Below are 13,466 nucleotides of genomic sequence, written 5' to 3' on the forward strand. Positions count from 1 at the left end.
GTGGCTACTCAACGGAGCCGGTGCCGCTACCCGGGGCCCGGCCCTGAACCAAAACGGGTTTACAAGGGAGTAACCAATGAAACTGACCAAAACCCTTCTGGCCTCGACGGCACTCACCGTCGCCGCCGGTGCGGTGGCCGCGCAGGACATGACCGACAGCATGACGCTCGTCTCCTGGGGCGGCGCTTATCAGCGCAGCCAGGACGAGGCCTATGCCAAGCCCTATATCGCGATGCACCCCGAGGTGAGCGTCTCCTGGGACGAAAGCTCGAACGAGGCCGTGGCCAAGCTGCGCGCCATGAACGAAGCGGGCAACATCACCTGGGATCTCGTCGATGTGGTGGCCGCAGACGCGATGCGTCTCTGCGACGAGGGCCTCGCCATGGAATACGACCCCGACGAGCTGCTGGCGCCCGCGCCCGATGGCACCTCGGCGTCTGACGATTTCGGCGACATGATCGTGTCGGACTGCTTCATCCCGCAGATCGTTTACTCGACCACCGTGGGCTACCGCACCGACCTCGTGGGCGACACCCCGCCGACGGACATCTGCGCGATCTTCGACCTGGACGCCTATCCGGGCAAGCGGTCGCTCGAAAAGCGTCCGATCAACAACATGGAATGGGCGCTTTACTGCGACGGCGTGGCCAAGGACGACATCTATGACGTCCTGGAAACCCCGGAAGGTCAGGACCAGGCGCTCGCCAAGCTCGACACCATCAAGGACAGCGTTGTCTGGTGGTCGGCCGGTGCCGACACGCCGCAGCTTCTGGCCGATGGCGAAGTCATCATGGGCTCGACCTATAACGGCCGTCTGTTCTCGGTGATCGAAGAGCAGAAACAGCCGGTTGCGATGCTCTGGGACATGCAGGTGTTCGACCTCGACGGCTGGATCATTCCGACGGGCCTGTCGGACGAGGCGCTCGCCCGCGTGAAGGACTTCGTCTATTTCGCCACCGACACCCAGCGTCTGGCGGATCAGGCCAAGTACATCTCCTACGGCCCGGCGCGCGTGTCCTCGGCGCCGCTGGTCGGCCAGCACGAAGAGCTGGGCATCGACATGGCGCCGCACATGCCGACCGATCCGGAGAACGCCTCCAACACGCTGCTCTACAACTATGAGTTCTGGGCCGACTATCGCGACGACATCGACGCGAAATTCCAGGCCTGGCTGGCTCAATAAGACGGCTACGGGGGCGGGCACTCGTCCGCCCCTTCGCTTTCCGGGACGGGCGAGGGCGCCCGTTCCACGACGATCCGAAGAGATCGCGGCACAATCAACCAACGGGGACATCATGACCGACGCAACCGGAGACGGCAGCCAGTCCGGCCCGATGCTGGCCGCAGACGGCACACCGCTGAAAAAAAGCCTGGCCCGCGCCCTGCGCATGCAGAAGATGCGCGCGCTGATGCTGATCGCGCCGCTGCTGCTCTTTGTGCTCGTCACATTCATCGCCCCGATCGCGGACATGCTGTTCCGCTCGGTCGAGAACCAGATCGTCTCGGACACGATCCCCAACACCACCGCCGTTCTGGAAGAGTGGGATGGCGAGGGTCTGCCCCCCGAGGCGGCGTTCGAAGCGGCCTATTACGACATTTTCCTCGCGGCGGAGCGCAAGGAGCATACCAAGCTCGGCACCCGCCTGAACTACGAGCTGACCGGCGCCTCCTCGCTGTTCCGCAAATCGGGCCGCGGGCTCGACGACATCGGCGAGGTCTATCAGGACCAGTTCAAGGATCTCGACCGCGACTGGGACGAGGCAGAACCCTGGGCCGAGCTGATGGGCGATCCCGCCTGGCTTTCCGCACAGGCCGCCTGGACGAAAGGCGAGCGACAGCCGGCCTTCGCCCTGCGTGACGGGGTTTCCGACATCCTGCCCAAGACGGCCCGCGAATATGCCGTCTTCGCCCGCTATCAGCAGACCGAAGAGAACAAGAGCCCGCTCAAGGAAGAGCCTTGGACGGCGGTGCATACCGCGCTTTACGAAGACCTGAAGGCAGGCGACCTGTCGGGCTATACCGGCCCGCGCGCCGAGATGCTCAAGGCCGCCGACGCGCTGGTCGACAGCCCGGATTTCGAAACCATCACCTTCCAGGCCGGGTTCGAGGACATCGACGAGGACTGGCTGGCGCCGGACATCTGGCGCACCATCAAACTTTACAGCTCCAGCTACACTTCGGGCTACTTCCTGAACTCGGTGGACATGCAGTTGACCCCGGACGGCCCTGAGGCGCGTCCCGAGAACGAGCGGATCTATATGCTGCTCTTCCAGCGCACGCTGTTCATGTCGCTGGTGATCACGTTCAGCTGCATCCTGCTGGGCTATCCGGTCGCCTATATCCTGTCGAACCTGCCGTCGCGCACCGCCAACCTGCTGATGATCCTGGTGCTTCTGCCCTTCTGGACCTCGCTGCTGGTGCGGACCTCGGCCTGGAAGGTCATGCTGCAGCAGCAGGGCGTCATCAACGACGTGCTGGTCTGGCTGGGGCTGGTCGCCGACGATGCCCGTCTGGCGATGATCAACAACCAGTTCGGCACCATCGTGGCGATGACCCACATCCTGCTGCCCTTCATGATCCTGCCGATGTTCTCGGTGATGTCTACCATTCCGCATTCTTACGTGCGGGCCGCGAAATCGCTGGGCGCGACCAACTGGACGACCTTCTGGCGGGTCTATTTCCCGCAGTCGGTGCCGGGGATCGGCGCGGGGTCGATCCTCGTGTTCATCCTCTCCATCGGTTACTACATCACGCCCGAGATCGTCGGCGGCACCACCGGGACGTTCATCTCGAACCGGATCGCCTATCACATCTCCTCGTCGCTGAACTGGGGCCTCGCGGCCGCGCTGGGGGCGATCCTTCTGGCGGTGGTTCTGCTGCTCTACTGGGCCTACGACAAGATCGTCGGCATCGACAACGTGAAGCTGGGGTAAGGCCATGAATGACGTCGTCCTGACACCCGTGGGCAAAAAGCCCCTCTCCTTCACCCTGCCGGTGCTGGCCGCGGCCGGCGGCTTTGCCGGGATCTTCGTCGGCGCCGCCAACGGCTCGGTACTCCTCGGCATCCTGATCGGCGCCGTGGTCATGGCGGTGATCGGCTTCCTCGCCGCCGAGATGCTGGGCGAGGCGCAGGAAAAGCCGGTTCGCTGGGGGCTGATCGTCCTCTTCGGCATCGCCGGATACCTGTTCGGCGGGCTGCCCGGCGCCGTGGTCGGCCTGCTTTTCGGCTGGTTCTTCGGCTGGTTCGCCTACTGGATCGCCTTCGGTCGCTACCGGGCCAAGCTGCTGCCTTATCTCACCTCGGGGCAGGTGCTGTGGCATTACGGGTTCCGGGTGATCTGTGGTGCGATCTTCGTCTTCCTGATCACGCCGATCATCGTGGTGATGCCGCTCAGCTTCAACGCCGAGAACTTCTTCACCTTCACGCCCGAGATGCTGCGCTTCGATCCCGCAGGCTATTCGCTGCGCCATTACCGCGACTTCCTGACCAACCCGGAATGGACCCGCGCGGTGAAGAACTCCCTTCTGGTGGCGCCGGTCGCGACGATCATCTCGGTGAGCCTCGGCACGCTGGCGGCCATCGGCCTGTCGCAAAGCCATGTGCCCGGCAAGCGCGCGATCATGGCCATCCTGATCTCGCCGATGATTGTGCCGCTGATCATCTCGGCCACGGGGATGTATTTCTTCTACTCCAAGATCGGCCTGCAGGGCGAATATATCGGCATCGTGCTGGCCCATGCGGTGCTGGGCATCCCCTTCGTCATCATCACCGTGACCGCGACGCTGGTGGGCTTCGACCGCTCGCTGACCCGCGCGGCGGCGAATATGGGCGCCGATCCGGTCACCACCTTCTTCCGGGTGCAGATGCCGCTGATCCTGCCGGGCGTGATCTCGGGCGGTCTCTTCGCCTTCATCACCTCCTTCGACGAGGTGGTGGTGGTGCTTTTCGTCGGCTCCTCGGAATGGCAGACGCTGCCCTGGCAGATGTTCACCGGCCTGCGCGAGCAGATCTCGCCGACGATCCTTGCCGCGGCGACGATCCTGGTGGGCATCTCGATCCTGCTGCTGGCCTCGGTCGAGATGCTGCGGCGGCGCTCCGAGCGGCTGCGCGGCATGAGCCCGAGCTGATCCGGAAAAGGCAATGACACGGGCGGAATATCCGCCCGTGTTCAGCTTTTGGAAAGGGTGCAGCGTGCATGGTCGGGCGAGAGTCGCATCTGACCGCACGAGGCCCCGATGTCCCAGCACGATCCGCAACTGATTTCGCAGACCCGCAACTCCGGGCTGGGCGAGGTTCCGTTCGAAGCGTCGAGCATGTTCTACTCGCGCACCGACGAACGCGGGGTCATCATCGAGGGCAACAGCATCTTCCGCCGGATCTCGGGCTATGGCTGGGCCGAGCTGAAGGGCGCGCCGCACAAGATCATCCGCCATCCCGATATGCCCAAGGGGGTGTTCCACCTCTATTGGGAGCGGCTGAAGAACGGCCAGCAGGTCGCCGCCTATGTCAAGAACCGGGCCAAGGACGGGCGCCATTACTGGGTGCTGGCGATCGCCTGGCCGATTGCGGGGGGCTATCTGTCGGTGCGCGTCAAGCCGCACACGCAGCTCTTCGCACAGGTGCGCGAGCTTTATGCCGAGCTGCGCCAGGCCGAGCTGGAAGAGGGGGTGACCCCGGCCAAGAGCGCGGAAATGCTGCAAGCGCGTCTCGCCGAACAGGGGTTCGAGCATTACGAGGCTTTCATGGCGGGGGCCCTCTCGCTTGAACTGGAAGAACGGGCGCGGCGGATGGGCGTGCCGCTGGATCAGCGTCAGCAGCGGTTCCTGACCATGGTGCGCACCATCGCCCAGATCAAGCAGGAGACCGACGAGATGACCGAGGTCATCAAGGCGATCCGCACGGTGCCGATGAACATGCGCATCCTCGCCTCGCGGCTGGAGAATGCGGGTGGCCCGATCAGCGCGATTTCGGTCAATTACGGCTCTATGCTGGACGAGATGGCAAGCTGGGTCCGCGGGTTTGTCGAGGGCAGGGACAGCACCTATGTCCGGATGCGCGAGACCATCCAGCGCGGCCAGTTCCTGATGGCAGCCGCGATCATGCAGCGCGAGATGTCCTCGCTGTTCGAGGAGGACATGAAGGGCGCGCCGGACACAAGCGCACTTGTCGAGGACCGGATGACGCTGCAAAGCCAGGCCACGGCCTTCAGCACGCTGGCGGGCGAGGCGCTGAAGGTCGTCGAGACCGAGGCGACGCGGCTGGGCCGTAGCGTGCTCGACATGAAGCGCTATGTGACCGGCCTCAGTTCGACGCGCATGATGTGCAAGATCGAAAGCGCAGCGCTGAGCGGGTCGGGGGATTCGCTCTCGGGGATTGTCGATCAGCTCGACGCGGGGCAGGACGAGATCGAGGCGCGTCTGGCCAAGATCGTCGAGCTGAACACGGTGATCCAGTCGAACACGGCGATGCTGCGCGCGATCACCTGAGCGTTGTGGGCGTCAGCCCGCGCGCAGCCCGGTCTCGACCAGCATGCCGCGGCGCTTGGCCTCGTAATAATAGCCGCGGGCGTACCACATGATCGCCTGATCGTGGCTGCCATCCGACAGCAGCCAGGCGCCGCGCAGGTATTTGACGCCGTATTTCAGGTTGGTATCCGCATCCAGAAGATCCGAGGGCGCGCCGCGAAATCCCATGGTCCGGGCGGTCTGCGGCAGGATTTGCAGCAGACCGTAATAGGGGCCGTTGCGGGCGCCGGGATTGTGTGTGCTTTCGCGGATCGCCAGCCGGTGCACCAGCTTGCGGGGCACCTCGTAGTGATCGGCCCATTTGTTGATCTGCGCGCGCAGCTCCGGTGTCTCGTTCGGATAGAGCGGCGGGCTGAAGCGGCCGGATGTGGCGATCTCCGGCGCCTCGCGCCGGGTGCCACAGGCGGCAAGCGCCCCCAGCGTCAGCAGCAGGCTCGCGCGGCGTGTCAGGCGGATCATCGGCGGTCTCTCGTCAGGGGATCTGTGTCCTGAATAGCCCAAGGGCGCGGGGCTGCCCATCCCGGCGATGCATTGTGGGCGCTTCCCCGCTCAGCGCGGGCCCTTGCAAAACGCCCGGCACCCGCCCAGTCTGCGCCCATGCAGAAGACGCTTCTTTCGCTCGGACACGGCTATTCCGCACAGGCGCTCGCAGAGCGCCTGCTGCCGCAGGGCTGGCGTGTTCTGGGAACGACCCGCAACGCCGACAAGGCCGAAACATTGCGCGCCTTGGGTGTCGCGCCCGTGCCCTGGGAGCGCGAGGCGGTGACAGAGGCGCTTGGCGAGGCAACCCACCTGCTGGTCTCGGCGGCTCCGGACGGCGAGGGCGACCCGGCGTTGCGCCTCTGCGGCGGGGCGATCGCGGCGCGGGCGCCGCAGCTCGCCTGGGCGGGGTATCTGTCGACCACCGGCGTCTATGGCGACCATGGCGGCGGCTGGGTGGACGAGCGCACACCGCTGACCCCGGACACGCGGCGCGGCCGCCTGCGGGCCGGGGCCGAGGCCGCCTGGGGGGCGGTGCCCGGCCTGCCTCTGCATATCTTCCGTCTGGCGGGGATCTACGGGCCGGGGCGCGGCCCCTTCGCCAAGGTGCGCCAGGGCACCGCGCGGCGCATCGTGAAACCGGGGCAGGTGTTCTCGCGCATCCATGTGGCGGACATCGCGCAGGTGCTCGAGGCGTCGATCCGGCAGCCGAATCCCGGTGCCGCCTACAATCTCTGCGACGACGACCCGGCCCCGCCGCAGGACGTGCTGCTTTTTGCCGCCCAGCTTCTGGACGTGCCACCGCCGCCCGAAGAGCCTTTCGAGACGGCCGAGATGACGCCGATGGCACGCAGCTTCTATGCCGAGAACAAGCGCGTTTCGAACCGGCGCATCAAGGAAGAGCTCGGGGTCGCGCTGCTCTATCCCGATTACCGCGCGGGGCTGCGCGCGCTGCTTGCGGCGGAAGTTGGCTAGCGGGGTCAGGCGCGGCGGCTGATCACATCGACGCCCAGCACCGTGAGCACCTTTTCCTCGATCTGCTGCGCGTCGAGCCCGGCGCTCTTGTACATGTCGTCGGGGCTGGCGTGGTCGATGAACGTATCGGGCAGCACCATGGAGCGGAATTTCAGCCCGTGGTCGAACACCCCCTCGTCGGAGAGCAGTTGCGCCACATGGCTGCCGAAGCCGCCGACAGAGCCCTCCTCGATGGTGATCAGCGCCTCGTGCTCTGCCGCCAGCCGTAGGATCAGGTCGCGGTCGAGCGGCTTGGCAAAGCGGGCATCCGCGACGCTGGGCGAAACCCCCCGCGCTTCGAGCGCCTCGCAGGCTTTCAGCACCTCCGACAGCCGCGTGCCGAAACTCAGGATCGCGACGCGTGCGCCCTCGCGGATCATCCGGCCCTTGCCGATTTCCAGCACTTCGCCCCGTTCCGGCATCTCGACCCCCACGCCCTCTCCGCGCGGATAGCGGAAGGCGATGGGGCCACCGTCATGGGCGGCGGCGGTGGCGACCATATGCATCAGCTCCGCCTCGTCGGCGGCGGCCATCACCACCATGCCCGGCAGGTTGGCCATGAAGGCGATGTCAAACGCACCCGCATGGGTGGCGCCGTCGGCGCCGACCAGCCCCGCGCGGTCGATGGCAAAGCGCACGGGCAGGCGCTGGATCGCGACATCATGCACCACCTGATCGTATCCGCGTTGCAGGAAGGTCGAGTACATCGCGCAGAACGGGCGCATTCCGCCGGCGGCGAGCCCCGCCGAGAAGGTCACACCATGCTGTTCGGCAATGCCCACATCGAAGACGCGCGAGGGGTAGCGCTCGGCCATCAGGTCGAGCCCGGTGCCGTCGGGCATGGCAGCGGTGACGGCGCAGATGCGTTGATCGGCCGCGGCGAGGCGGGTCAGTTCCCGCGCAAAGACCTTGGTGTAGGAGGGCGCGTTGGACGGTGCCTTTTTCTGCTCGCCGGTGGCCACGTCGAACTTTGCCCGGGCATGGCCTCGGTCGGCGGCGCCCTCGGCGGGGGCATAGCCCTTGCCCTTCTTGGTCACCACATGCAGCAGGATCGGGCCGGTGGCGCGGGATTTGACCATGCGCAGCACCGGCAGAAGCTGGTGCAGGTCGTGCCCGTCCATCGGGCCGATATACGAGAACCCCATCTCCTCGAAAAGCGTGCCGCCCACCGCCATGCCCTTGAGCATCTCCTTGGCGCGCTTGGCGCCTTCGCGGAAAGGTTCGGGCAGGAGCGAGACGGCGCCCTTGGCGGCGGCCTTGAGGTCCTGAAACGGCGCCTCGGCATAGAGCCGCGAGAGATAGGAGGACATGGCGCCGGTGGGCGGCGCGATGGACATCTCGTTGTCGTTCAGGATGACGATCAGGCGCTTTTTCAGGTGGCCCGCATTGTTCATCGCCTCATAGGCCATGCCCGCCGACATCGCGCCGTCGCCGATCACCGCAATCGCATCGCCCGCGCCGGTGTCGCAGACCCCACCCAGATCGCGCGCCACGGCAAAGCCGAGCGCGGCGGAGATCGAGGTCGAGCTGTGCCCGGCGCCGAACGGGTCGAAGGGGCTTTCGCTGCGTTTGGTGAAGCCCGAGAGCCCGTCCTTCTGGCGGATGGTCCGGATACGCTCGCGGCGCCCGGTGAGGATCTTGTGCGGATAGGCCTGGTGGCTCACATCCCAGATGATCTTGTCGCGCGGAGCGTCGAACACCGCGTGCAGCGCCACCGTCAGTTCGACCACCCCCAGCCCGGCGCCCAGATGGCCACCGGTTTCCGATACCGCCGAAATGGTCTCGGCCCGCAGCTCATGGGCGAGCTGCTCCAGCTCGGCATCCGAAAAGCGCTTGAGATCGGCAGGGGTGGCGACCCGGTCGAGCAGCGGCGTTTGGGGCTTGTGAGGCATGGTGTCCCTCGGCTCTCAGTTCCGGCGGGAGATAACGAAACGGGCGGCCTCCCGCAAGGTATCGGCCCGCGTACCATAGGGAGATAGGGCGTCACAGGCCTCGGTCACAAGGGTTTGCGCACGGGACTTTGCGCCATCGAGGCCGAGATGCGACACAAAGGTCGCCTTGCCGCGATCCGCGTCCTTGCCCACGGCCTTGCCGACCTCTGCCGCATCGCCTTCGACATCGAGAATGTCGTCGGCGATCTGGAAGGCGAGGCCGAGCCGCTGCGCATAGGCGGTGAGCGGCGCGAGCTCGGCCTCAGCCAGCCGCGCGCCGGCCTGCGCCGACCAGAGGATCAGCGCGCCGGTCTTGCCGGCCTGAAGCGCGGTGATCTCATCCAGCGTGAGCGGCGCTGTGGCGCTTTCGGCGGCCATGTCGAGCGCCTGACCCAGCACCATGCCGCGCGCTCCTGCCGCTTGCGCGAGGCTCAGCGTCAGATCGGCGCGCACCTCGGCACGGTCGTGGCATCGCGGATCGGCCAGCATTTCAAAACCGAGCGCCTGAAGCGCGTCGCCCGCCAGCACGGCGGTGGCCTCGTCCCATTTGCGGTGCACTGTCGGCAGACCCCGGCGCAGATCGTCGTCGTCCATGCAGGGCAGGTCGTCATGCACGAGGCTGTAGGCATGAATGGCCTCGATGGCGCAGGCGGGCCAGAGGGCCCGCGCCTCCGACACCTCATGCAGCCGCGCGCTTTCCAGCACCAGCCAGCCGCGCAGCCCCTTGCCGCCGGTCACCGCGTAGCGCATCGCCCGGCTCACCGGCAGATCGGCGAAACCGCTCAGCACCACGTCGAAATGCGCGGCCACGGCGCCCGCGCCGGCCTCCAGAGAGCTGCGGAACATGGGGTGTCAGAGCCCTTCGGCGGCTTTCAGGCCGGCGGGCTGGCCGTCGGCGTCGAGGGTGATCTGGGCGACCTTCTCCTCGGCTTCCTTGAGCTTTTTCTCGCAACGGGCCTTGAGCGCCGCGCCGCGTTCGTAGAGCGCGATGGACTGCTCCAGCGGCACCTCGCCGCGTTCGAGCTGCCCCACCACCTGTTCCAGCTCGGCCATGGCCTGCTCGAAACTCATCTCCTCGACCGGCGTGTCGCTCATTTTCCTGCCTCGATCAGTTCTTCCACATGCGCCTTGGCCGACGCGGCCAGCGCGGAAAGATCATAGCCGCCTTCCAGCAGGGAGACCACCCGCCCGCGCGCATGTTCCGCCGCGATCCGGCAGAGCTCGTGGGTGAGCCAGCGGTAATCGGCCGCCGACCATGTGAGCTGCGCCAGCGGGTCGTCCTGATGCGCGTCGAAGCCCGCGGAGAGGATGATCAGATTGGGGCGGAAGGCGGCGAGGCGGGGAAAGGCCTGGCGGGTATAGGCGGCGCGCATCTCGTCGCCGCCGCTGCCGGGGCGCAGCGGGATGTTCAGCACATTGTCATGGCCGCCGCGCTCGGTGGCGGCGCCGCTGCCGGGCCAGAGCGGGAATTGCTGCGACGAGACCAGCAGCGCGCGCGGTTCGTCCCAGAGCAGATCCTGCGTGCCATTGCCGTGATGCACGTCGAAATCCACCACCGCCACCCGGTCGATTCCGTGCCGGTCGAGCGCGTATTTCGCCGCCAGCGCGGCATTGCCGAAGAGACAGAACCCCATGGGTTTCTCGCGCTCGGCATGGTGGCCCGGCGGGCGCGTGGCGCAGAAGGCATTCGCCACCTCGCGCGAGATCACCGCATCCACGGCGCGAATCGCGGCCCCCGCCGCGCGCCGCGCCGCTTGCATCGAGCCGGGTGACATCCAGGTGTCCTCGTCGAGGGCGATCTGCCCGTCCTCGGGCTCCGCCGCCTTGATCCGGTCGATATAGCTTTGCGGGTGGACGCGGGCGAGATCTTCGTCGCTGGCGGGCGGGGCGGCGAGGCGCATGAGGTCGAGCGGCGCCAGTGCGTGCAGCACATGATCGAGCCGCGCCACCCGTTCGGGATGGTCCGGCGGGGTCACATGGTCCAGACAATCGGCATGGGTGATCAGCGCGGTGGTCATGACGGAGCCTCCCTGACGTCATATCGCGACAGGATTCCCCGAAAGGTTGTGCCGGGCAAGCGGGGATTGCCGGGGATTTGAACCGGATTGGCGGATCGCCGGAATTTGACGCGGAGGCTCAGTCCGGTGCCAGCATATAGCCCGCGCCGCGCACCGTTTGCAGGTAGCGGGGCTGCTTCGGGTCCGACTCGATCTTGCGCCGCAGCCGGGTGATCTGCACATCCACCGCGCGTTCCTGCGCCTGCCCCTTGTCGCGGCCCAGCTCCTCGACCAGCTTGGCGCGGCTCAGCGCCTCGCCGGGGCGGGCGGAAAAGATGCGCATGAGCTGGCTTTCGGTGGCGGTCAGCCGCACCAGATCCTCGCCCTTCCACATCTCGCCACGCTCGATGTCATAGCGGATGGGGCCGAGGCTCAGCAGTTTGGGGGCGGCTTCCTCTGCGCGGGTGTCGGGCATCCGGCGCAGGATCGCGTTGATGCGCAGCAGCAATTCCTTGGGCTCGAAGGGCTTGGCGAGATAGTCGTCCGCCCCGGCCTCCAGCCCCTTGATCCGGTCTTCGGTCTCGCCGCGCGCGGTGAGCAGCATGATCGGCGTGGTGCTGGTCTCGCGGATGGCGCGGGTCAGGCTGATACCGTCTTCGCCGGGCATCATCACGTCGAGCACGATCATGTCGAATTCCAGCCCGTCCAGCAGCCGGCGGGCATGGGCGGCGTCGCGCGCGGCGCTGACCAGGAAACCGTGGCGGATCAGGAATTTCTGAAGCAGGCCGCGAATCCGCTCGTCATCGTCGACGATCAGGAGATGGGCGTCGGGATCGGTCATCCGCGGATCTCCCGAAGCCCGGAGTAATGCCGGTGCATCTCCGGATCCATCATCGCCTCGAGCACCTTGCGGAACCCGGCCACCGCCTCGGGGCCGACCTGCCGATAGGCGGCCCGCATCCGGGCGCGCTGCGCGTCCGACAGCCGCCGTTCGAGCTCTGCGCCCTCTTCGGTCAGGAAGAGATGCCGCTCGCGCTTGTCGGCGCGTCCGACGCGGCTTTCGACCAGCCCGTCCTCGATCAGCGCGCGCAGCACACGGTTCAGCGACTGCTTTGTGACCCCCAGGATCGACAGAAGATTGTTGACCGTCGTGCCCGGCGCGCAGTTAATGAAATGGATGGCGCGGTGATGCGCCCGTCCGTAATGCATGCCTTGCAGGATCCGGTCGGGATCGGCGGTAAAGGCCCGGTAGGCAAAGAACATTGCCTCGATCCCTTGCCGCAATTGTTCGTCCGTCAGGTAGAGCAGCGACTCGCCGCTGTGCCCCTGGGTTCCCGGCCCGTCTGCCATCTCCTTGCCTCTCGTCTCCCGTCTTTTGCGGCACTTTAAGTCAGCCTTGTTGACATTCCAATACCAAACTGGTAGCGAGTCGCAGTTTTTCCGCAATATTATGTCCAGTTCGGACGTAAGATGCGCAACAAATGAAAAACGAAAATGCACGAGCGCCGAAAAGGAGACTGAGATGGAAGGTGCATATGACGACCGCGACGGTAAGATCTGGCTGGATGGCAAGCTGGTGGAGTGGCGGGATGCGCAGGTGCACGTACTGACCCACGCGCTGCACTATGCCAGCTCGGTCTTCGAGGGCGAACGGGCTTACAACGGCAAGATCTTTCTGGGTCACGAGCATTCCGAGCGTCTGCATTTCTCGGCGGGCGAACTGGATTTCCAGATCCCCTTCACCGCCGACGAGATCGACGCGGCCAAGGAAGCGGTGCTGACGGCCAACGGCTTTACCAATGCCTATGTGCGTGCGGTGGCCTGGCGCGGCGCGGGGCCGGACATGGGGGTCGCGTCGTCGCGCAACCCGGTGCGTCTGGCGATCGCGGCCTGGGAATGGGGCAACTACTATGGCGATGCCAAGATGAAGGGCGCCAAGCTCGACATCGCGAAATGGAAGCGCCCGAGCCCCGAGACCATCCCGGTGCACGCCAAGGCGGCGGGTCTCTACATGATCTGCACCATGTCCAAGCACGCGGCCGAGGCCAAGGGCTGCTCGGACGCGCTGTTCATGGATTACCGCGGCTACGTGGCCGAGGCGACGGGCGCCAACATCTTCTTCGTCAAGGATGGCGAGGTGCACACGCCCGATGCCGACTGCTTCCTCAACGGGCTGACCCGTCAGACCGTGATCGGGATGCTGAAGGAGCGCCAGATCAAGGTGCATGAGCGTCACATCATGCCCGAGGAGATGGAAGGCTTCGAGCAGTGCTGGTTGACCGGCACCGCCGCCGAGGTCACCCCGGTGGGCCAGATCGGCGATTACAATTTCGAGGTCGGGGCGATGACCAAGGAGATCGCCGGCGCCTACGAAAAGCTGGTGCGCAGCTAACAGCGGTTTTATCGACAGTGGGGGAGGGCAGCGATGCCCTCCCCTTTTTTTATGCCCGATCCAAGGGCGCCGCACGCCTTGTGCCGTCCAGAGGCGTGGGGATTGAAGGACACATCAAGGGGCTGG

The 13,466-nt window shown here is 66.1% G+C and carries 13 protein-coding genes; 6 read left to right on the top strand and 7 right to left on the bottom strand.

Annotated features, from left to right (window positions below; genetic code table 11):
* Positions 1–76 precede the first annotated feature (76 nt).
* The 4 genes from M4578_RS09355 (at position 77) to M4578_RS09370 (ending at position 5,487) form a co-directional block, all read left to right on the top strand.
* The gene (locus M4578_RS09355) at positions 77–1,183 is read left to right on the top strand and encodes an extracellular solute-binding protein (protein ID WP_258093182.1); all 1,107 of its coding nucleotides are present in this window, start codon (positions 77–79) and stop codon (positions 1,181–1,183) included.
* A gap of 112 nt (positions 1,184–1,295) precedes the next feature.
* Entirely contained in the window at positions 1,296–2,933 is a 1,638-nt protein-coding gene (locus M4578_RS09360; protein WP_258093183.1) for an ABC transporter permease, read from the top strand.
* Between the two features lie 4 nt (positions 2,934–2,937).
* Positions 2,938–4,128, top strand: coding sequence for an ABC transporter permease (locus M4578_RS09365; RefSeq protein WP_258093184.1), 1,191 nt, complete (start codon positions 2,938–2,940; stop codon positions 4,126–4,128).
* A 108-nt stretch (positions 4,129–4,236) separates the two neighbouring features.
* The gene (locus M4578_RS09370) at positions 4,237–5,487 is read left to right on the top strand and encodes a PAS domain-containing protein (protein ID WP_258093185.1); all 1,251 of its coding nucleotides are present in this window, start codon (positions 4,237–4,239) and stop codon (positions 5,485–5,487) included.
* Positions 5,488–5,499: 12 nt separating this feature from the next.
* Here the strand turns inward: M4578_RS09370 and M4578_RS09375 are convergent, their stop codons facing one another.
* Positions 5,500–5,985 carry a lytic transglycosylase domain-containing protein gene (locus tag M4578_RS09375; RefSeq protein ID WP_258093186.1) on the bottom strand — a complete coding sequence of 162 codons (486 nt, stop codon included), beginning with the start codon at positions 5,983–5,985 and terminating at the stop codon, positions 5,500–5,502.
* Between the two features lie 138 nt (positions 5,986–6,123).
* Here M4578_RS09375 and M4578_RS09380 point away from each other — a divergent pair, with 138 nt between their 5' ends.
* The gene (locus M4578_RS09380) at positions 6,124–6,981 is read left to right on the top strand and encodes an SDR family oxidoreductase (RefSeq protein WP_258093187.1); all 858 of its coding nucleotides are present in this window, start codon (positions 6,124–6,126) and stop codon (positions 6,979–6,981) included.
* A gap of 5 nt (positions 6,982–6,986) precedes the next feature.
* Here the strand turns inward: M4578_RS09380 and dxs are convergent, their stop codons facing one another.
* The 6 genes from dxs to M4578_RS09410 all read right to left on the bottom strand — a co-directional run bounded on the left by dxs (position 6,987) and on the right by M4578_RS09410 (position 12,298).
* Positions 6,987–8,912 (bottom strand): 1-deoxy-D-xylulose-5-phosphate synthase, encoded by a 1,926-nt coding sequence (dxs, locus tag M4578_RS09385; RefSeq protein ID WP_258093188.1) that lies wholly within the window; start codon positions 8,910–8,912, stop codon positions 6,987–6,989.
* Between the two features lie 15 nt (positions 8,913–8,927).
* Positions 8,928–9,797, bottom strand: a complete 870-nt coding sequence (locus M4578_RS09390) for a polyprenyl synthetase family protein (RefSeq protein WP_258093189.1) — start codon at positions 9,795–9,797, stop codon at positions 8,928–8,930.
* Between the two features lie 6 nt (positions 9,798–9,803).
* Entirely contained in the window at positions 9,804–10,046 is a 243-nt protein-coding gene (locus M4578_RS09395) for an exodeoxyribonuclease VII small subunit (protein ID WP_258093190.1), read from the bottom strand.
* Positions 10,043–10,969: a histone deacetylase family protein gene (locus tag M4578_RS09400; protein ID WP_258093191.1), complete on the bottom strand. Its 927-nt coding sequence runs from the start codon at positions 10,967–10,969 to the stop codon at positions 10,043–10,045. Before M4578_RS09400 ends, M4578_RS09395 begins: the two co-directional genes overlap by 4 nt.
* A gap of 118 nt (positions 10,970–11,087) precedes the next feature.
* Positions 11,088–11,789 (bottom strand): response regulator, encoded by a 702-nt coding sequence (locus M4578_RS09405; protein ID WP_258093192.1) that lies wholly within the window; start codon positions 11,787–11,789, stop codon positions 11,088–11,090.
* Positions 11,786–12,298, bottom strand: a complete 513-nt coding sequence (locus tag M4578_RS09410; protein ID WP_258093193.1) for a MarR family winged helix-turn-helix transcriptional regulator — start codon at positions 12,296–12,298, stop codon at positions 11,786–11,788. The genes M4578_RS09405 and M4578_RS09410 overlap by 4 nt, the downstream gene beginning before the upstream one ends.
* Before the next feature lie 172 nt (positions 12,299–12,470).
* Between M4578_RS09410 and M4578_RS09415 the strand changes: the two genes are divergently transcribed.
* Complete coding sequence (locus M4578_RS09415; RefSeq protein WP_258093194.1) at positions 12,471–13,340, top strand: branched-chain amino acid aminotransferase; 870 nt, start codon at positions 12,471–12,473, stop codon at positions 13,338–13,340.
* Positions 13,341–13,466: the final 126 nt, after the last annotated feature.

Source organism: Salipiger pentaromativorans, from assembly GCF_024721115.1.
Taxonomy (GTDB): domain Bacteria; phylum Pseudomonadota; class Alphaproteobacteria; order Rhodobacterales; family Rhodobacteraceae; genus Salipiger; species Salipiger pentaromativorans.